This is a genomic window from Streptomyces curacoi (genome assembly GCF_001513975.1).
Lineage (GTDB): Bacteria > Actinomycetota > Actinomycetes > Streptomycetales > Streptomycetaceae > Streptomyces > Streptomyces curacoi.
Window position 1 is genome coordinate 209,234 of sequence record NZ_KQ947988.1, and the last position, 18,207, is coordinate 227,440.

General features: G+C 70.4%; 16 protein-coding genes. 6 read left to right on the forward strand and 10 right to left on the reverse strand.

The window, feature by feature from the left end; translation table 11 throughout:
* Positions 1-144: 144 nt before the first annotated feature.
* Entirely contained in the window at positions 145-1,185 is a 1,041-nt protein-coding gene (locus AQI70_RS17635) for an NAD(P)-dependent alcohol dehydrogenase (RefSeq protein WP_062150636.1), read from the reverse strand.
* A gap of 184 nt (positions 1,186-1,369) precedes the next feature.
* On the opposite strand from AQI70_RS17635, the gene AQI70_RS17640 reads away from it, so the two are divergent.
* Entirely contained in the window at positions 1,370-2,299 is a 930-nt protein-coding gene (locus AQI70_RS17640; protein WP_062150638.1) for a helix-turn-helix domain-containing protein, read from the forward strand.
* Positions 2,300-2,371: 72 nt separating this feature from the next.
* Here AQI70_RS17640 and AQI70_RS17645 read toward each other — a convergent pair whose 3' ends face one another.
* Entirely contained in the window at positions 2,372-2,836 is a 465-nt protein-coding gene (locus AQI70_RS17645; RefSeq protein ID WP_062151905.1) for an SRPBCC family protein, read from the reverse strand.
* Between the two features lie 92 nt (positions 2,837-2,928).
* Here AQI70_RS17645 and AQI70_RS17650 point away from each other — a divergent pair, with 92 nt between their 5' ends.
* Both AQI70_RS17650 and AQI70_RS39210 read left to right on the forward strand, forming a co-directional pair.
* Positions 2,929-3,552 carry a TetR/AcrR family transcriptional regulator gene (locus AQI70_RS17650; RefSeq protein WP_062150656.1) on the forward strand — a complete coding sequence of 208 codons (624 nt, stop codon included), beginning with the start codon at positions 2,929-2,931 and terminating at the stop codon, positions 3,550-3,552.
* Positions 3,549-3,923: a VOC family protein gene (locus AQI70_RS39210; RefSeq protein WP_062150659.1), complete on the forward strand. Its 375-nt coding sequence runs from the start codon at positions 3,549-3,551 to the stop codon at positions 3,921-3,923. The genes AQI70_RS17650 and AQI70_RS39210 overlap by 4 nt, the downstream gene beginning before the upstream one ends.
* 116 nt (positions 3,924-4,039) lie before the next feature.
* Here the strand turns inward: AQI70_RS39210 and AQI70_RS17660 are convergent, their stop codons facing one another.
* The 5 genes from AQI70_RS17660 to AQI70_RS17680 all read right to left on the reverse strand — a co-directional run bounded on the left by AQI70_RS17660 (position 4,040) and on the right by AQI70_RS17680 (position 12,055).
* The gene (locus AQI70_RS17660) at positions 4,040-7,279 is read right to left on the reverse strand and encodes a S8 family peptidase (RefSeq protein ID WP_062150662.1); all 3,240 of its coding nucleotides are present in this window, start codon (positions 7,277-7,279) and stop codon (positions 4,040-4,042) included.
* Between the two features lie 268 nt (positions 7,280-7,547).
* Positions 7,548-8,231: an ABC transporter ATP-binding protein gene (locus AQI70_RS17665; RefSeq protein WP_062150664.1), complete on the reverse strand. Its 684-nt coding sequence runs from the start codon at positions 8,229-8,231 to the stop codon at positions 7,548-7,550.
* Between the two features lie 377 nt (positions 8,232-8,608).
* Entirely contained in the window at positions 8,609-10,072 is a 1,464-nt protein-coding gene (locus AQI70_RS17670; protein ID WP_062150667.1) for an ABC transporter permease, read from the reverse strand.
* Between the two features lie 158 nt (positions 10,073-10,230).
* Positions 10,231-11,481: a L,D-transpeptidase gene (locus tag AQI70_RS17675; protein WP_062151908.1), complete on the reverse strand. Its 1,251-nt coding sequence runs from the start codon at positions 11,479-11,481 to the stop codon at positions 10,231-10,233.
* A 220-nt stretch (positions 11,482-11,701) separates the two neighbouring features.
* Positions 11,702-12,055 (reverse strand): hypothetical protein, encoded by a 354-nt coding sequence (locus tag AQI70_RS17680; protein WP_062150670.1) that lies wholly within the window; start codon positions 12,053-12,055, stop codon positions 11,702-11,704.
* Between the two features lie 151 nt (positions 12,056-12,206).
* Here AQI70_RS17680 and AQI70_RS17685 point away from each other — a divergent pair, with 151 nt between their 5' ends.
* Both AQI70_RS17685 and AQI70_RS17690 read left to right on the forward strand, forming a co-directional pair.
* Positions 12,207-12,500 (forward strand): hypothetical protein, encoded by a 294-nt coding sequence (locus tag AQI70_RS17685; protein ID WP_062151911.1) that lies wholly within the window; start codon positions 12,207-12,209, stop codon positions 12,498-12,500.
* Positions 12,501-12,542: 42 nt separating this feature from the next.
* The gene (locus AQI70_RS17690; RefSeq protein ID WP_208607388.1) at positions 12,543-13,322 is read left to right on the forward strand and encodes a hypothetical protein; all 780 of its coding nucleotides are present in this window, start codon (positions 12,543-12,545) and stop codon (positions 13,320-13,322) included.
* A 75-nt stretch (positions 13,323-13,397) separates the two neighbouring features.
* Here the strand turns inward: AQI70_RS17690 and hutH are convergent, their stop codons facing one another.
* The 3 genes from hutH to AQI70_RS17705 all read right to left on the reverse strand — a co-directional run bounded on the left by hutH (position 13,398) and on the right by AQI70_RS17705 (position 17,245).
* On the reverse strand, positions 13,398-14,936 hold the full coding sequence (gene hutH, locus AQI70_RS17695; protein WP_062150676.1) for a histidine ammonia-lyase: 1,539 nt from the start codon (positions 14,934-14,936) through the stop codon (positions 13,398-13,400).
* A 165-nt stretch (positions 14,937-15,101) separates the two neighbouring features.
* A complete protein-coding gene (locus tag AQI70_RS17700; RefSeq protein WP_062150678.1) occupies positions 15,102-16,247 on the reverse strand; it encodes a GGDEF domain-containing protein in 1,146 nt (381 codons plus the stop codon).
* A 170-nt stretch (positions 16,248-16,417) separates the two neighbouring features.
* A complete protein-coding gene (locus tag AQI70_RS17705; protein WP_062150681.1) occupies positions 16,418-17,245 on the reverse strand; it encodes an enoyl-CoA hydratase/isomerase family protein in 828 nt (275 codons plus the stop codon).
* A 214-nt stretch (positions 17,246-17,459) separates the two neighbouring features.
* Here AQI70_RS17705 and AQI70_RS17710 point away from each other — a divergent pair, with 214 nt between their 5' ends.
* Positions 17,460-18,197: a hypothetical protein gene (locus AQI70_RS17710; RefSeq protein ID WP_244181703.1), complete on the forward strand. Its 738-nt coding sequence runs from the start codon at positions 17,460-17,462 to the stop codon at positions 18,195-18,197.
* The last annotated feature ends 10 nt before the right edge of the window (positions 18,198-18,207 follow it).

An 18,207-nucleotide genomic window follows, 5' to 3' on the forward strand; every position in this document is an offset into this window, starting at 1 on the left:
GGCGCGCTCACCGCCCTCGTCGGCGGGCCGTATCTGCTGTGGCTGCTGGGACGTCGTACCGCGGCACGCCGAGGGCCCCGGAGCAGTGCGGCTCCGGGGCCCTCGGTCAGCGGCGGCTCTTCGACGGCCGCCCCGGCCTCCGCGTCAGATCGTCGCCGTGTCGATCACGAAGCGGTACCGCACATCGCTGTTGAGCACCCGCTCGTACGCCTCGTTGATCTGGTCCGCCTTGATCAGCTCGATCTCGGCGCCGAAGCCGTGCTCGGCGCAGAAGTCCAGCATCTCCTGGGTCTCCTGGATGCCGCCGATGCCGGAGCCGGCGAGGGTCTTGCGGCCGCCGATGACCGAGAAGAGGTTGAGCCTGACGGGCTCCTCGGGGGCGCCGACGTTCACGAACGCGCCGTCGGTCTTGAGCAGGGACAGGAACTGGTCCAGATTCAGCGGGGCCGAGACCGTGGAGAGGATGAGGTCGAAGGTGCCCCTCAGCTCCTTGAAGGTGTTCTCGTCGCTGGTGGCGTAGTAGTGGTCGGCGCCCAGCTTCAGGCCGTCCTCCTTCTTGCGCAGGGACTGCGAGAGGACCGTGACCTCGGCGCCGAGCGCGTGCGCGATCTTGACGCCCATGTGGCCGAGGCCGCCCATGCCGAGGATGGCGACCTTCTTGCCGGGGCCGGCGTTCCAGTGCCTGAGCGGGGAGTACGTGGTGATGCCGGCGCAGAGCAGGGGCGCGGCCACGTCCAGGGACAGGCCGTCGGGGATGCGGACGACGAAGTTCTCGTCGACAACGATCTTCTCCGAGTAGCCGCCGTAGGTCGGCTCGCCGTTCTTGTCGATCGCGTTGTACGTGCCGACGTTGCCGCCGGTGCAGTACTGCTCCAGGCCGGCCTTGCAGTTCTCGCACTCACGGCAGGAGTCGACCAGGCAGCCGACGCCCACGCGGTCGCCGACCTTGTACTTGGTGACCCCGGAGCCGACCTCGGAGACGATGCCGGCGATCTCGTGGCCGGGGACCATCGGGAAGATCGCCTCGCCCCAGCCCTCGCGGGCCTGGTGGATGTCGGAGTGGCAGATACCGGCGAACTTGATGTCGATCAGGACGTCGAACTCGCCGACCTCACGGCGCTCGATGGTGGTGCGCTCCAGCGGAGCCTTGGCGGCGGGTGCTGCGTATGCGGCAACGGTGGTCATGCCGGGGTTCTCCTAGCGTGGATCTCGCGCCCGGCTGCCTTCTGGTCACTGCTTTCCGTCCGGGCACGTCGTCCACCCTGCCGGAACGTGCCGGCGCCACCCAGACCCCGCTTGTACGTACGTCCGGCGGTCCTACCACTGGCGGGGTCAGGCTCGTGTGCGTACGACCGGGAATACTTGAGGCATGGACGAACAGCCCGAATCCGTGACGGGACCCGCCGCCGACCCCGGTGCCGGCCTGGACCGGCGCGCCGAGCTCAGCGAGTTTCTGCGCACCCGGCGTGCCCGGCTGAAGCCGGAGGACGTCGGGCTGCCGGACTTCGGGCGGCACCGCCGGGTGCCGGGGCTGCGGCGCGAGGAGCTGGCGCAGCTGGCCGGGGTGTCCGTGGCGTACTACACACGCCTGGAGCAGGGCAACGGACGGAACGTCTCGGCGGAGGTCCTCGACGCGATCGCGCGGGCGCTGCGGCTGAGCGATGCCGAGCACGCGCATCTCACGCACCTCGCCAAGCCGAAGCAGCACAAGAAGAAGCCGGCCGCGCGGTCGCAACAGGTACGTCCGGCGCTGCGCCAGCTGCTGGACTCGATCGAGGGCGTGCCGGCGTACATCTCGGGCCGGCGTTCGGACATCCTCGCCTGGAACCGGATGGCGGCGGCGGTCTTCGGCGACTGGTCGGAGCTGCCGGCGCAGGAGCGGAACTGGGCGCGGCTGGTGTTCCTGAAGCCGGAGTACCGCGATCTGTTCGTGGAGTGGGACCAGAAGGCCTCCGACATGGTCAGCTATCTGCGCATGGACGCGGGCTGCCACCCGGACGACCCACGGCTGTCCGCCCTGGTCGGTGAACTCTCGGTCAAGAGCGAGGAGTTCCGGCGGCTGTGGGCCACGCATGACGTCAAGGAGAAGACCTACGGCGTCAAGCACATCCGGCATCCGCTGGTGGGCGAGCTGGCCTTGAACTTCGAGTCGTTCCGCCTGTCCGACGGCACGGAGCAGGCGCTGATCACCTACCACGCGGAGCCGGGGTCGCCGTCGGCGGAGGCGCTGCGGCTGCTGGCGAGCTGGGGCGCGGACGCCACGAAGGCGGGTACGGGGACGTCGGCGCCGTCGGCGTGAGGAGTGCGCCGGGGTGAAGCGGTAGGTGCTCCGGGCCACGCAGGCCCGACTCGCCGGCCTCCCGGGCGTGGCTCAGCCGCGGCGGCCCTCGACCGCCGCGGCGATGTCGTCGAGATCCCTGGCGACGGCTTGGCTCACCGCCCGTGCGCCCACCCCGCCCAGGATCCTGGCGAGCAGGCCCATGACGCCGCCGGGCGGTACGGCCGTGAACGTCATGCGGACCGTCGTCGCCGACGGGCCGTCCGCCCGCAGCAGCCACTCGGAGACGTAGTGGGTGCCGTGCGACTCGGCCTCCACCACATAGCGATCGGGCGGTTCACAGGCGGTCACCCACATCTCCTCGGTGGCCTCCTTGCCGAACATGCGCCGGGTCTCCCGCCACCGCGTGCCGACGCCGAAGGCCCCCTCCGTGATGATCTCGACCTTCGAGACCCCGCTGAGCACCCGCTCCATGCCCGCAAGGTCGGTCAGGGCCTCCCACACCGGCCCTTGCCCCACGGCGACGCGCCGTTCCACGACGACGCCTCTACTGGTCATGCCACCCATGAAAGCAGCGGGGTCCGACAACCGCTCGATGACCGAGGATCATCCCTTGACGGAGTGAGTACTCACTCCGTACCGTCCTGCGCATGACCGAGCCCCGCCGCCGCGCCCCCGGCATGACCCCCGACCAGCGGCGCGCCATGATCGTCGCCGCCGCTCTCCCCCTCGTCGCCGAGCACGGCGCCGCCGTCACCACCGGGCGGATCGCGCGGGCCGCCGGGATCGGGGAGGCGACGATCTTCCGGGTCTTCGCCGACAAGGACGAGCTGCTGGACGCCTGTGTGACGGAGGCCGTCAGCCCCGATCACGTGCTGCGGGAACTGGCCTGCGTCGACCTGGAGCTGCCGCTGGCGGCACGGCTCACCGAGGCCGCCGACGCGATGCGGGCCCACCTGGAGCGGATGGGCGCCGTCCTCGGCGCGCTGTACGCGTCGGGGCGGCGGCGTGGGCGGCCGACCGGCGAGGAGCCCACCCAGGCCGACCGCGACGCCTCCACGCGGACCCTGCGCGAGGCCCTCGCCGAGCTGATCGAACCCGACCGGGACGCGCTGCGGCTGCCCGTGGAGAAGGTCGCCGCCCTCTTCCTCGCCACCCTCTTCGCCCAGCTGCGCGGCGGCGCCCTCGGCGCGGAGGAGACCCCGACCCCGGCCGAACTGGCCGACGTACTCCTGCACGGCGTACTCCGACAACCAGGGAGTGAGACCGGATGACCGTCACCCTCAACCACACCATCGTCCCGGCCGTCGACCACACCGCCGCGGCCCGTTTCTTCGCCACCGTGATGGGGCTGGAGCAGCTTCCCCCCGCCGGCGGTGGCGGCCACTTCGCGCCCGTGCGCGTCAACGAGCAGCTCACCCTCGACTTCATGGCCGTCGAGTCGGCGGAGGGACATCACCTGGCCTTCGACGTCGACCCCGACACCTTCGACGCGATCCTCGGCCGGCTGCGCACCCTCGGCGTCCCCTACGGCAACGACCCCTCCACCCCGGACAACGGCCGTCTCGACCATCCCCTGTGCGCCCGCGGGCTGTACTTCACCGACGAGGCGGGCAACCTGTACGAGGTCATGTCGCCCCGATGACCGCCCGGGGCCGCCCGGGGCCGCCAGGAACCGTCATGGCCTCGCGGAAACACGAACCGCCTGCCGGAAGCTGCGCTTCCGGCAGGCGGTTCGCTATCGGCTCGGCAGCCCGGGGCTCACTTGCCGTAGTACGCGTTGTAGATCGAGATCGTCGCCTTGTTGCCCTTCTTGTCGGCGACCTTGGCGTGGAAGGAGACGGCCTTCCCCTTCGCCGGGTTCTTCACGGTGATCTTGCCGTCCTTGACCTCGACCTTCTTCCAGGTCTGGCCGTAGTCGTACGACACGTACACGTGCAGCGACTTCAGGTTGCTGCCCGCGGCCGAGCCCACGACGGTGACCGGGAAGGTCATCTTCTTGTCGGCTTCGACCCGGCTGTCCAGGCCGGTCTTGGCGTTGAAGCGGACCGTGGAGGCCGGGAGCTTGACCTGCTCGGCGGACGGCTTCTTGGAACGGAAGGTCCAGCTCGCGTCGATCCGCGTGGAGGCGGCCGCGACCTTGACGCTCCGCTTGACCGAGGTCGTCAGCTTGTACTCGGCCTCGGCGGCCGGAACCTTGAACACGCCCTCGCCGAACAGCGGGTCGTCGTTGGTGCCGACCTTGGTGCCGTTGCGGTACAGGCTCGTGGTCACCGCGGTGAAGTCCGAGGAGCCCGCGTGCTTGTTGCCGTCCGCGAACAGCGGCAGGGAGCCGTAGATGTTGTTGCCCTCACGGAACAGGCCGAAGTCCCGGTTGATGTGGGGGCCGAAGACCGCGGTGTTGAAGGTCTTCTCGTAGCTCTTGCCCCCCTTGAAGGTCTGCGGCGTGCCCAGCGTGTAGTAGGCGTCGGCGATCGGGAAGCCGTCCGCGTCCTTGCCCGCGTACTGCGCGAAGTCGAACGTCCACTGGATCTTGTCGGACGTCGACAGGTACAGCGTCCGCGAGCCCGGCAGCTTCTGCTCGATCGGCGTGCCGAACGTGAAGTCCTCGGGGAAGATGCCCAGGGGCATCAGCGCGCCCGTCTTGCCGGGGGCCGCGGCACCGAGGTTGTTCTTCACCTTGGCGAGCTCGCCCGCCTTGAAGTGGCGGACCTTGTTGCCCTGGATCTTCTTGACCTCGGCGGTGGTGGCGACGTCGTACTCGGTGTCGTCACCCTTGGTCCACTGGCCGTTCCAGGTCTGGTTCAGGCCGCCGGCGATCTCCGGGCCCAGGTGCGCCATGCGCAGCTTGGCGAAGGAGTCGAGGCCCACGCCGATGCCGATGCCCGCCGCGTCGTACATGTAGCCGACACCCGCGAGCACCTGCTTGGCCTGCGCGTCCGGCACCGTGATGTCGGCCGACCCGGTCGTACGGGCGTCGATCGTCACCGTGGTGTTCTTGGTGACGCTCAGCTTCGGCTGGACCAGCCAGTCGAGGCCGCCCTCCAGGTTCACCCAGTCCTTGGCGATCCAGGCGTCCAGCAGATACGTGCCCTTGGGCAGCCGCAGCTTCACGGTGCCGGACTCGGCGGCCGGCACCGAGTAGCCCCGGTCCGCCGCCAGGCCCGAGTAGCCGATCAGGTCGGTGAGGTACTCGGGGGCCGGCTTGCCGTCCTTGCCGATGTGCTTGACGGTGACGTCGTACGACTCCACCTCGCGCTGCACCGCGGCGGCCGTACGGACGCTCTGCCCGCCGCCCGTCGCCGTCACATACGCGGAGTACGCGCCGTCGAGGGTGCCGCCCAGCTTGGTGTTGACGGTCATGTCGACGGAGGCCTTGCCGCCCGCCGGGACCGTCACCTTCGTCGCGCCGAGCTTGAAGAAGCCTGCCGGAGCCGCCTGCCCCTTGGGGTTGGTGGCCGTCGCGGAGAGCGTGAGCGTGACGTCCTTCGTACCGAGGTTGCGGTACGTCAGCTCCTTGGTGACCGGCTTGTCGTCGGTGTGCGGCCACTGCTGCACCCCGAAGCTCACCGACACGGGGTCGGCGATCACGGTCTGCTTGATGGCCTTGTCCACCTGGATACGGCCCGAGCCCTGCTGGAACGGCGTGTACTTGCCGCCCTTGGTCGAACCGGTCAGCGCGCCCTTGAGCTCGGCGTACGTCCACTCCGGGTGCTGCTGCTTCAGGATCGCCGCCGCGCCCGCGACATGCGGGGTCGCCATCGACGTACCCGAGATGGTCAGGTAGCCGGCCGGCTTCTCGCCGACCTCCTGCTCGATGAGGCTGCCCTTGGCGGACGCGGCCGTGATGTCCACGCCCGGCCCGGTCACGTCCGGCTTGATGGCACCGTCGCCGAGCCGCGGACCGGTGCTGGAGAACTCGGCGAGCTTGTCCTTCTTGTCGACGGCGCCGACGGTGAGCGCGGCGTCCGCGCTGCCCGGCGAACCGATCGACTCGGGGCCGGAGTTGCCCGCCGCGATCGCGAAGAGGATGCCCTTCTCGGCGGACAGCTTGTTGACCGCCGCCTCCAGCGGGTCGACCTCCGGGGTGTCGCCGCCGCCCAGGCTCATGTTGACGACCTGGGCGCCCTGCTCGGCCGCCCACTCCATACCGGCGAGGATGCCGGAGTCGTCGCCGAAGCCCTGGTCGTCGAGGACCTTGCCGTTGAGGATGTCGGCGCCGGGCGCCACGCCCTTGTACTTGCCGCCGGACTTCGCGCCGGTGCCCGCCGCGATGGACGCGACGTGTGTGCCGTGGCCGACCTTGTCGTCCGCGGTGGCGGCCGGCGTGAAGTTCTTGGCCGCGATCACCTGGTCCTTGAGGTCCGGGTGGGTCGCGTCGACACCGGTGTCCAGTACGGCGATCTTGACGCCCTTGCCGTCGTAGCCGGCCGTCCATGCCTTGGGGGCGCCGATCTGCGCCACGGACTTGTCGAGGCTGGCCTTGCGGACGCCGTCCAGCCAGACGTGCGCGATGCCCGAGGCGGTGCGGTCGCCGTTGGTGAGCGCGTCCCACAGTTCGGGCGTGTCCTGGTGCGGGGCCTGCACCGCGTCCGCGTTCAGTGACTTCAGGGTGCGGCGCAGCTTGCCCGCGTCGCGGACGTCGGCCTTGGTGCCGGCGGCGGCGCCCTTGTAACCGACGATGACCTTCAGGCCCTTGGCCTGGGAGGCGCGGGTGGCGGACTTGTTGAGCTCGGTGATGTCGAACAGCCGCCGGTCGAGCTTGCCGTCGGCGACCAGTCGGGCCGCGTCGGCCGGGATGACGAGCGTGTGCCCGTCGACCTTGCGTATCTGTACGGGTATGTGCTCGCGCCCCTTCGCCCGCTCCAGGCCGACCACGCGGCCCTTGGAGTCGACGGTGACCCGGTCACCCGTGATCAGGGTGATGCGGTGGGGGGACGTGAGGGAGGCAGCGGCGCCGGACGGGCGCTGCTCCGGTTCGGCCGACGCCGGGCTGGTCATTCCCGCGGCGAGGGCGACGGCGGCCGCTGTGGCGACAGAGGCCGCGCCTATTCTTTTGACTTGTCTGCGCAAGTTTCCCCCTTGCAGAAGGTCCGGGCGAATTCCCCATTCACCCGGCCGGGGGAAGCTGCCGTACCCCTGCGCGTCACCCCCCGGAATACGCAGTATGCCGAGGGGTGATCAGGCACCTCAATAGACAAGAGGGAGATGAGAAGCGGGCCTGCCGACTGTTACGCGACAGCGCGAACTCCGTTACACAGTCGCCGGGTTACGCGCCCGCGTTCTCCTTGACACTGATCCGTCCCTTGCGGATGGTCGCCAGCCGCGGGGCCTTCTTCGCGATCCCCGAGTCGTGGGTGACCATGATGAAGGTCAACCCGAACTCCTTCCACATGCGTTCGAGTACGTCCATGATCTCGTCGCGCATCGACTCGTCGAGGTTGCCGGTGGGTTCGTCGGCCAGGAGCACCTTCGGCTGCTTGACGAGCGCCCTGGCTATGGCGACCCGCTGCTGCTGTCCGCCGGACATCTCGGACGGCAGATGCGCCAGCCGCTCGCCCAGCCCGACCGACCTCAGCGCCTCGGCGGCCCGCTCGCGCCGCTCCTTCGGCTTCACGCCGAGTGGTACGAGGGCGGTCTCGACGTTCTCCTGGGCGGTGAGGGTGGGGATGAGGTTGAAGGACTGGAACACGAACCCGATGTTCTCGCTGCGGACCCTTGTCAGCCGGGCCTCGGACAGCCTGGCCAAGTCGGTGCCGTCGAAAACGACTTCACCTGCGGTGGGCCGGTCGAGTCCGCCGAGCATCTGCAGGAGGGTGGACTTGCCGCCGCCGGTGGGTCCCTGGATGACGAGGCGGTCACCGTCGGCGATGGTGAGGTCGACTCCGTCGAGGGCGTGCACGCTGTCCTTGCCTCGGGCGTAGCGCTTGGTGACGCTTCTGAGTTCGTACATGGTGGGAGCTCCTGGGTGGGGTGGGGTTCGGGGTGGTGCGAATCGTGTACGGCTGCGGGCGGGCGGGGGCTGATCGCGCAGTTCCCCGCGCCCCTGAGGTGGGTTCACTCACGCCCGATGCATCGCCGGCCGTGTTCGAGTGAGCCGCGGCCGTCGTTGGCTGCGGGCGCGTGGGGGCTGGTCGCGCAGTTCCCCGCGCCCCTAGGGGGTTGTCGTCCCGTCAGCCATAGCCGCGTAGCCGCGTAGCTGCGGGCAGTCGTGCCGCTGGGGCGGCACGGGTGGGCGCTGGGGGTACCCCCTGCTCGAAGAGCTTGGGGGAGGCACCCCGTCGCGCCGGGCTGCGCATCCGCCCCCGCCCCAGCCATCGCCGACGTCAGCTACTCGACGCGGCGCAGTGCGTCCGCCGGGCGGAGCCGGGACGCGCGCCAGCCACCGAAGGCACCCGCGATCAGCCCACCCGTCACGGCAAGGCCGACCGCGAGCGCGACCGTCGTGAGGCTGACGGGCGCGGTCAGGGCGACGTCCAGCGTTCTGGACGCGGCCTGGCGTGCGGGCCCGCCGAAGCCGGCCGTACCGCCACCGCCCCCACCACCACCCAACTGCGCCTGGAGCGTCGGGCTGACAGCCGTCACGGCGTACGCCCCCGCCAACCCGACCGCGATCCCCAGCGCCCCACCGAGCAGCCCGTTGACGATCGCCTCACCGACCACCTGCCGGGTCACCCGCCCCGACCTCCACCCGAGCGCCTTCAGCGTGCCGAACTCCCGCACCCGGTGCGACACCGCCGACGAGGTCAGCAGCCCGGCCACCAGGAACGCCGCCACCAGCACCACGACGGACAGCCACTTGCCGACGCTGGTCGCCAGCGAGGACGCCGTGGACAGGGAGCCGGACACCGTGTCCGCGAGGTCCGCGGAGGTCGTCACCGTCGTACCGGAGATGTTCTTCCGGATGGCCGACTTGACGGAGTCGATCCGCTGGGAGTCGCTCGCCTTGACGTAGATCGTGGTGACCTTGTCCTTCACCTCGGCGAGCGTCTGCGCCTGCTTCAGCGGGATGTAGAGGTTGGCGGCGGCGTCCCCGCTGTCGGGCGTGGCGATGCCGATCACCTCGAAGCCGGTGCCCTTGATGGTGACGGTGGAGCCGACCTTGAGCTTCTTCTCCTTGGCGTAGGAGGTGTCGGCGACCACCACCTCGGCGTCGGTCTCCGTCGTCCTGAAGGTGCGGCCGCTGGTGATCTTCGAGGAGGTCAGCGGTCCGAGCCCCGGCTTGGTGACGTCGGTGCCGTAGACGGAGTAGCTGTTGACGTCGAAGTCGGCGCCCCCGCCGCGCACTTCGCCCCGCGGCTGCCCGGTCCCGCTCCCGGCGCCGCCCTGTCCGGGGCCGCCGCCCTGCTGGCCCCCGCTGTTCTGGTCCTGCTGGAACTGCCCCCGCGTGAACTGCCCGCTGACCTTGATGACCTGGAGGCTGAGCCCGCCGACGGCGTCCGAGACGCCGCTCTGGTCGCCGACCTCGGTCACGGTCGAGCCGGGCAGCGTCTGGAAGCCCTGGACCAGGACACGGTCGCTGCTCTGCTCCTCGTCGGAGCCGTTGTCCTGCGCGTCGAACCGGAAGCGGGGCCGCTCGGAGCTGTTCGCGGCCGGCTCGGCGGCCTTGGTGACGGTCATGTCCGTGCCCAGGCCGTACAGGGACTGCAGGACCTTGTCCTGGGCCCTGCTCATGCCGGAGGACACCGAGTTGACCACGATGACCAGCGCGATGCCCAGCGCGAGGCCGGAGGCGACGACGAGGGCCGCCTTTCTGCGGCGGCGCAGCTCGCGCCTCAGGTAGGTGAAGAACATGCGCCGCAAGCTAGGGACGGCGCGTGATGAAGGGATAAGGCCGGAATAAGAGAGGGATGAGAAGGCTGAGGCCGCCCCGGGAAACACCGATGCCGCCCCTGAGGGCGGCATCGGTCAGCTGTGAGGGAGCTGTGGGGCGGCTATGTACGGAGGGGCCGTCAGACGGCCGAACCGGCCTTCCACGCCGCCCAGTCCATGTTCCAGCCGTTGAGGCCGTTGTCGGGCGCGATCGTCTTGTCGCCGGTGTTCTGGACGACCACGACGTCACCGACGATGGAGTTGTTGTAGAACCAGTAGCCCGCCGTGCCCTTGTCGTTGGCACCCTTGGTGTCGGACAGGCCCACGCAGCCGTGGCTGGTGTTCACGCTGCCGAAGATGGACTTGGCACCCCAGTAGTTGCCGTGGATGAAGGTGCCGGAGGTGGACAGGCGGATGGCGTGCGGCACGTCCTTGATGTCGTACTCGCCCTTGCCGTCGTCGTCCGTGAAGCCCACGGTCGCGCCGTTCATGCGCGTCTCCTTGAACTTCTCGGACATCACCATGATGCCCTCGTAGGTCTTGTTCTCCGGGGAGCCGGCGGAGATCGGGATGGTCTTGATGGTCTTGCCGTCCTGCGTGACCTTCATCTGCTTGGTCTTCGCGTCGACGTAGCTGATCTGGTTGCGGCCGATCTTGAAGGTGACCGTCTTCTGCTGGACGCCGTAGACACCGTCGGCACCCTCGACTCCGTCGAGGGCCATCTTCAGGGTGACGGCGGCGCCCTCCTTCCAGTAGTCCTCGGGCCGGCAGTCCATGCGGGTGTCGTTGAACCAGTGGCAGACGACCTCCTGGCCACTGGTGGTGGAGACGGTGATGCCCTTCTGGACGGCCGCCTTGTTGCTGATCGCCTTGTCGAAGTTGATCGACACGGGCATGCCGACGCCGACGGTGGAGCCGTCCTCCGGCGTGAAGTACCCGAGGAAGCTGTTGGCCGGGGAGACGGTGGTGAAGGAGGCGTTCTCATGGGCCTCCAGGCCCTTGGCGTCCTTCGCGGTCACGGCGATCTTGTAGGTCGTGGAGCGCTCCAGCTGGCCGGTGGGCTTCCAGCTGGTCCTGTCCGCGGATATCTCACCCGCGACCACGGCGCCGTCGGCGGTCTTCATCGACACCTCGGTGAGCGTGCCCTTGCTCACGGTGACGGCGGCGGAGTTGTTGATGGAGGCGTTGTCGGTGCCGTCCTCGGGCGTGATCTTGATCTGGGCCTCGGAGGTCTTCTTGGCGGCCGCCTCGTCGACCTTGGACTGCGAGGAGTCGCCGCCGTCGCTCCCGGCGGCGTTGTCGTCGCCGCCGGAGCAGGCCGAGAGCACCAGGACACCGCCGAGCAGTGCGGACGCGACCGTGAGGCCCTTGCGCCGCTTACTGTTCGTCATCACACGCTTCTCCATTGTTCCCGATTCCCAAAAAGCCCGAGAGTCCCCGTCAAGAACCTTCAACGCTACGACCGGTTCGTCCCGTTCCACATCCGTGGCATGTGTGGGGAACACCACGTCCGCCGCGGCGGGTGATGCCGGTGTCGGTCAGTGCGCCCCCTGAGACGACGAAACCCCGGGCCGCGGTTGCCGCCCGGGGTCACGATTTCCCCAAGCGGCGTCAGCCGCCCTTCTTCGACCCTTCGTCGTCGAAGTCCTCGGGGACATCATCGTCGTCGAGGTCCCACTCCGGCGAATCCGGGTCGTAGGCGATGCGCTCGCTGGACCAGGAGGCCTGCGCGAGCTCGATCCCCGGCACCTCGCTGACCAGGTCCAACGGATCTACGAGATACGCGAGGGCCTCCGCGGTGTCTTCCGTCACAGCGCTCTCGGCGTGGACCCGTTCGTCGGCCGGCAGCGTGGTGTCGTCGACGAGCCGCCGCAGCGCGGCCTTGGTCACGGCGTCACCGTCCTCCACTTCGAGGACGAGTTCCACGCGTAGCCGTACAAAACGTGATGTTTCTGGAGTACTCATGCCCGGAGCGTACGGCTCATTTCGCCCGTGACTTTCCCGTGACCCGCGACTTTCACTAACATCGCCCCACACGGCCAATTCGCCAGCACCACAAGGGGATCGATATTCCGTGTCCGCCGCTCATCGATCGTCGTCCACCGCACGCCGATCGCTGCTGACCGCCACCGCCGCGGGGGCCCTGCTGGGCGCCCTGTGGTTCGTGCCCTCCGCCAACGCGACGGGGGACCAGCCGGCGAGAACGGAGCCTTCGGCGCCTCCGACGACGCAGGTCACGCAGCAGGCACGGGCCGCGTCCGAGAGCACGGACACCACCGCGGGCGGCACCCGGCTCGCCGACACCGGAAGCCTCGACACCACGCCGTACGTGGTCGGCGGGACCCTCTTCCTCACGATAGGTGCGGGTTTCGTCGTTTACTCGGTTCGCCGGGAACGTCTCGGTTTTTGAATTGACTTGACGGCTCCTTGACCTGAGCCTCATAGTCCGCGCATGAAGAGATCATCGGGCGTGCGTGTAGCCGCCACGGTTGCCGTGAGCGCGCTGTCGCTCGCCCTTGTCACGGGTTGCGGTGGGGGGTCGGACGACTCGAAGGGGTCGGACGGGCAGGCCGCGAAGGCGCTCAGCGCCGCGGAGTTGAAGAAGGTGATCATCGCCAAGGGCGATGTCGCCGGATACGAGGTCGACGCCTCCGGCAAGCAGCTGCCGAAGTCCAAGGACCAGATCAAGAGCAGCGACGAGCAGTGCACGCCGCTGGCCTACGCCATGGGCGGCATGCCGCCGAGCGACTCGGCCTCGAACGCGGCCGTGATGGTCAGGCAGGAGAAGAAGCCCAGCGACACCGCCTCCAAGTCCCTGGAGGACCTGAGCGAGGGCGACATCGAGAAGTCGCTCACCGCCGCGATGAGCCTCGACATGGTGGTCGTCGGGCTCTCCTCGTACGACGGTGAGGGCGCGCAGGAGACCTTCAAGTCCGTGTCGGACGCGGTGAAGAACTGCTCCGGTGGCTTCACCCTCACCATGCAGGGCGAGGACCAGAAGATCACCAAGCTCAGCACGGAGAAGGCGTCCGGAGCCGGTGACGAGTCGGTGGCGTTCGCCGCGGTGAGCGACATGGAGGACGGCGACGTCGGCACCACGCACATCGAGGTGGTGCGCCACGGCAGCACCATCGCCACGTACTACACGATCAACATCGGTCTGATGATGACGGACAAGGCGTACGACGTCCCGGCCGCCGTCATCGACGCGCAGGCCGCGAAGCTGAAGTAACCTCCCTGCCACCTCGGGGCCCTGTCGGTCGTACGACAGGGCCCCGCACGCTTTCTGCGGCCCTCTCCTGCTCTCCTACTGGAGCGGGCCGGTGACCTTCTCCGCGGCCGCGAGCAACTCCCCACCGCGCACGAACGCGTCCGCCGCGGCGAGGTCGGGCGCCAGGAACCGGTCCGGGCCCGTGCCCTGGACCCCGGCGGCCCGCACGGCGTCGATGACCGCCTGCGAGGCCGGTGCCGGGGCGAGCCCCTCCCGCAACTCGATGGCGCGCGTGGCGGCGTAGAGCTCGATCGCGAGGACGCGCGTGAGGTTGTCGACGGCCGTACGCAGCTTGCGGGCGGCCGACCAGCCCATGGAGACATGGTCCTCCTGCATGGCGGAGGACGGGATGGAGTCGGCCGACGCAGGCACGGCCAGCCGCTTCATCTCGCTCACCAGGGCGGCCTGGGTGTACTGGGCGATCATGAGTCCCGAGTCGACACCCGCGTCGTCGGCCAGGAACGGCGGCAGACCGTGGCTGCGGTTCTTGTCCAGCAGCCGGTCGGTACGCCGCTCGGCGATCGACGCCAGGTCGGCGGCGGCGATGGCGAGGAAGTCGAGGACATAGGCCACGGGCGCCCCGTGGAAGTTGCCGTTGGACTCGACGCGCCCGTCCGGCAGCACAACCGGGTTGTCCACCGCGGACGCCAGCTCGCGCTCGGCGACCAGCCGGGCATGGGCCATCGTGTCCCGGCCCGCACCGGCCACCTGCGGGGCACACCGCACCGAGTACGCGTCCTGCACGCGGGGCGCGTCGTCCTGGTGATGCCCGGTCAGCCCCGAACCGTTCAGCACCGCCAGCATGTTGGCGGCGGCGGCGCCCTGCCCCGGGTGCGGCCGGATGGCGTGCAGCTCGGGCGCGAGGACCTTGTCGGTACCGAGCAGCGCCTCCAGCGACAGGGCGGCGGTGACGTCGGCGGACTTGTACAGGGTGTCCAGGTCGGCGAGGGCCATGATCAGCATGCCGAGCATGCCGTCGGTGCCGTTGAGGAGGGCGAGGCCCTCCTTCTCCCGCAGCTGTACGGGCGCGATGCCGTGCGCGGCCAGCAGCTCTCCGGCGGGCCGCACGGTCCCGTCCGGACCCTCGGCGTCCCCCTCCCCCATCAGCGTGAGGGCGCAGTGGGACAGCGGCGCGAGGTCACCGGAACAGCCGAGGGAGCCGTACTCGTGCACGACGGGCGTGATACCGGCGTTGAGCACGTCGGCCATGGTCTGCGCGACCTCTGGCCGTACCCCGGTATGCCCCGAGCAGACGGTCTTGAGCCGCAGGAACATCAGGGCCCGTACGACCTCCCGCTCCACCCGCGGCCCCATCCCGGCGGCGTGCGAGCGGACGATGTTGCGCTGCAACTGGGCCCGCAGCTCCTGGCTGATGTGCCGGGTCGCCAGGGCGCCGAAGCCGGTGGAGACGCCGTAGACCGGGTCGGGCTTGGCCGCCAGCGCGTCCACGATCTCGCGGGCCGCGGCGAGCGCCGCGACCGCCTCCGCCGACAGCTCGACGCGCGCACCCCCGCGCGCCACGGCGAGGACGTCGGACGCGGTGACCCCGGACGTCCCCACCACCACAGTGTGCATATCCATATTCAGGAGCGTACGCAGTGAAGACGAAGATGTCACTACTGGCTGGGTGGTACACCCCTTACCGCAATCTCGGCCCGCCTGGAGGTCCCCCTGCTCGAAGAGCTTGGGGGAGTTCGAGGACGAGGCCCGTTCAGGGCCGACAGCGGGGGCACCCCGGCCTTACGGCAGGCGGCCGCGGAAGCGCCGCCGCTCCGCGGCACCCTCCCCGAAGGGCTCGTCGGCGAGGCGCACCACGGGATCGTCCGGCCCCTCCCGCCCCGCGACGACAGGCCTGTCGGCCCGCACGGCCTTGGCCCGGTACTGCGCGGCGTCGGCGAGCCGGAACAGCCGCCGCGCGGAGCGCACCTCCCCGATCGGATCCTCCGTGGACGCGACCCCGCACGCCACCCCCTCACCGAGCTCCAACTCGGCCGCCCGCCGGCACAGTTCATCGGCCGCCTTCACCACCTCGTCGGCGGGCGGACCGACGGCAAGCAGACAGAACTCGTCACCGCCGAGCCGGGCGGCGAGCGCACCGGGCAGCATGGCACCGCACAGCGACAGAACCGACCCGAACCGCTCCAGCAGACGGTCGCCGACGGCATGCCCCTGGGTGTCGTTGACCCGCTTGAGCCCATTGAGGTCGCACACCACCAGGCTGACGACGACACCGTGGCCGCGATGCCGCTCGATGGCCCTCTCCAACCGCACATCGACGGCGCGCCGATTGGCGAGCCCGGTGAGCGCGTCGGTGAACGCCAGCCGCCGGGCCTCCTCCAGCCGCTCGCTCTGCGCGAGGCCGGCGGCCACGACGGAGGCGAGGACGGTGGCGAAGTCGGCGTCACCGCGGTCGAAGACGGGAGCACCGGTGGACCGGGCGACATACAGCTCCCCCCAGGCCCGCCCGTTCATCACGATGGGCGCGACGACACAGCACCCGCGCCCACGGCGCCGGAGGGCGGCGACGCGCTGATGGCAGTACCCGGGATGGCCGGCGGAGGGGCCCTCGGCCGTCTCCACCCAGGCGTTCGGCTCACCGCCGGCGGCCCACCGCTCGTGCAGGAACTCGGTGATCTCCGGGAACTGGTGCACCGGATAGGCCTCGTCGCCCGGAAACTCCTCCTCCCCCTCGGCCCGGTCCCCCACGTTCACGAGCACCCGCAACCGCCCGAGCTCCCGCTCCCAGACCGACAGCGCGGCAAAGCTCCCGGCCAGCGCCCGACACGCCCCGAGCGCCGCCGCCCGCCAGGACTCACGCGGGGTGTGCGCCGCCGCCATGCCCTGCGCCAGCGCCACCACGGCCGCGAGCCGTCTGTCCTCACCCATCACTCCAGGCTAGGAGGTTTAGGGCGAACTGGGACATTGATGCGGCGCTTGGAGTGACGAGCACGCAAGAACAAAGGACAGGCAAAACGGACCGGGCCGACGAAACCGGCCCCCCCGGCCCACCCACCTCTCTCTCCGCCCGCCGGATCACCGGCGAACCCACACCCCCCCTACTCCCCCGGCCACTCCGGCTTCCGCTTCTCGTTGAACGCCGCCACCCCCTCCGCCCGGTCCCCCGAGAACGCCACCGCCCGCCACGCCGCGTCCTCGACCTCCAGCCCGGCCCGCAGATCCAGCGCGTGCCCCAGCCGCAACGCCCGCTTCGCGGCCCGCAACCCCACCGGTGAGTTCGCCGCGATCCGGGCTCCCAGGGCCAGGGCCTCCTCCCGGTCCCGCCCCTCCTCCACCAGGACATCGACCAGCCCGAGCTCCCGAGCCTCGACGGCTTCGACCCGCCGCGCCGTGAAGATCAGCTCCGCCGCCCGGGCCGCCCCCACCCGCCGCGGCAGCAACTGCGTACCGCCGCCACCGGGAATCACCCCGACCGACACCTCCGGCAGCCCCACCACGGCCGTACGGTCGGCCACGATCACATCGCAGGACAGCGCCAGCTCGAAGCCGCCCCCCAGCGCGAAGCCGTGCACGGCCGCGATCGTCGGCACCGGCAACTCCAGCACCCCGGTGTACGCCCCCCGCGCCACCGGCCGCTGCCGCACCAGGTCCGCGTCGCTGAAGGAGTTCCGCTCCTTCAGGTCCGCCCCGACGCAGAACGCCCGCTCATGCGTCGAGGTCACCACCACCACCCGTACGCTCTTGTCCGCGCCCAGCGCCGCACACGCCCCCGCGATCGAACGGGCCATCTCCGTCGAGACGGCGTTCATGGCCTTGGGCCGGTCGAGGGCGAGCTCCGCCACATGCCCGACACCCCCTGCGGCCCCGTCACCCCCCTCACCGTGCCGCCGCACCAGCACGAAGTCCCCGTACCGCTCCTCACTCATGACACCCTCCGGTTAACGCGGGTTAACAACACCGGCCCCGATCATCGCAGCCGGGCCCCGCCGGGGAAAGGCCGACCACGAGCGGTTCCCGAGTCGAGCCCCGACACCCCGTTCGAGTGACATCCCACCCAACTCCCCGCCCACCGCACATGACAGCGCATAACGTGCGCGGGACCGCGGCGCGTTGGGGGCGCGAGCGCATTGGGGAGGGGTCGTGACGGGTGTGATGGCGGAAGGGTCGCAGGCGCGAGCGACGACGCGTCCTGCGCAGAGAGCCGACGCGACGAAGGCGTCCGGCGGAATCGAGACGGCCGGCGAGAGCACCCCGGCCACTCCACAGCCCGAGCCGTACTCCCCGTACGGCCCCACCCCCCGCCTCTTCGGCTCCCGTGGCCGCCACCGCCGCCCCCGCCCCCGCAAGGCCCTCCTCGCCGCCGGCGGCCTGGCCCTGGCCGCGGGCGCCCTGAGCCTGGTACGGCTGACCCCTGACTCCCACATCGCCGGCCTCGGCACCACGGAGACCGAACCCGTCCCGGACCTCGGCACGGACACCGACAGCGACTCCGACACCGACACGACCCGCTCGGCCCACGCCGCCGTCCCCGTCCCGAAGGCCGGCCCCTCGGCGACCTCGGTCATGGGCGGCCCGGACGCGACGCCGACGACCCGCACGATCGTCGTACCGACCGCGCACCCCACCGCCACACCACAGCCCGGCGGCCCCGGCACCACCACGGGCGAAGCCCCGGCGCGCACCACCGCGCCCCACCCACCTGCGACGACCAGCCAGGCACCCCGGCCGGCCCCGACCACGACCGCGCCGCCGGCACCCGGCCGGCCGACCACGAATCCCCCGGCCCCCCAGCCCGATCAGCCCGATCAGCCCGAGGACGAGAACATGTGCGTCCCGGTCATCGGCCTGTGCGTGGACCCCCTGGCCACCGACGGCTGACGCTCCGGCG

What these genes read in the sequence shown, in the direction of transcription:
- AQI70_RS17635 (WP_062150636.1), bottom strand. Translation starts at nt 1,185, where the DNA reads ATGACCACCGTTGCCGCATACGCAGCACCCGCCGCCAAGGCTCCGCTG.
- AQI70_RS17640 (WP_062150638.1), top strand. Translation starts at nt 1,370, where the DNA reads ATGGACGAACAGCCCGAATCCGTGACGGGACCCGCCGCCGACCCCGGT.
- AQI70_RS17645 (WP_062151905.1), bottom strand. Translation starts at nt 2,836, where the DNA reads ATGACCAGTAGAGGCGTCGTCGTGGAACGGCGCGTCGCCGTGGGGCAA.
- AQI70_RS17650 (WP_062150656.1), top strand. Translation starts at nt 2,929, where the DNA reads ATGACCGAGCCCCGCCGCCGCGCCCCCGGCATGACCCCCGACCAGCGG.
- AQI70_RS39210 (WP_062150659.1), top strand. Translation starts at nt 3,549, where the DNA reads ATGACCGTCACCCTCAACCACACCATCGTCCCGGCCGTCGACCACACC.
- AQI70_RS17660 (WP_062150662.1), bottom strand. Translation starts at nt 7,279, where the DNA reads ATGACCAGCCCGGCGTCGGCCGAACCGGAGCAGCGCCCGTCCGGCGCC.
- AQI70_RS17665 (WP_062150664.1), bottom strand. Translation starts at nt 8,231, where the DNA reads ATGTACGAACTCAGAAGCGTCACCAAGCGCTACGCCCGAGGCAAGGAC.
- AQI70_RS17670 (WP_062150667.1), bottom strand. Translation starts at nt 10,072, where the DNA reads ATGTTCTTCACCTACCTGAGGCGCGAGCTGCGCCGCCGCAGAAAGGCG.
- AQI70_RS17675 (WP_062151908.1), bottom strand. Translation starts at nt 11,481, where the DNA reads ATGACGAACAGTAAGCGGCGCAAGGGCCTCACGGTCGCGTCCGCACTG.
- AQI70_RS17680 (WP_062150670.1), bottom strand. Translation starts at nt 12,055, where the DNA reads ATGAGTACTCCAGAAACATCACGTTTTGTACGGCTACGCGTGGAACTC.
- AQI70_RS17690 (WP_208607388.1), top strand. Translation starts at nt 12,543, where the DNA reads ATGAAGAGATCATCGGGCGTGCGTGTAGCCGCCACGGTTGCCGTGAGC.
- hutH (WP_062150676.1), bottom strand. Translation starts at nt 14,936, where the DNA reads ATGCACACTGTGGTGGTGGGGACGTCCGGGGTCACCGCGTCCGACGTC.
- AQI70_RS17700 (WP_062150678.1), bottom strand. Translation starts at nt 16,247, where the DNA reads ATGGGTGAGGACAGACGGCTCGCGGCCGTGGTGGCGCTGGCGCAGGGC.
- AQI70_RS17705 (WP_062150681.1), bottom strand. Translation starts at nt 17,245, where the DNA reads ATGAGTGAGGAGCGGTACGGGGACTTCGTGCTGGTGCGGCGGCACGGT.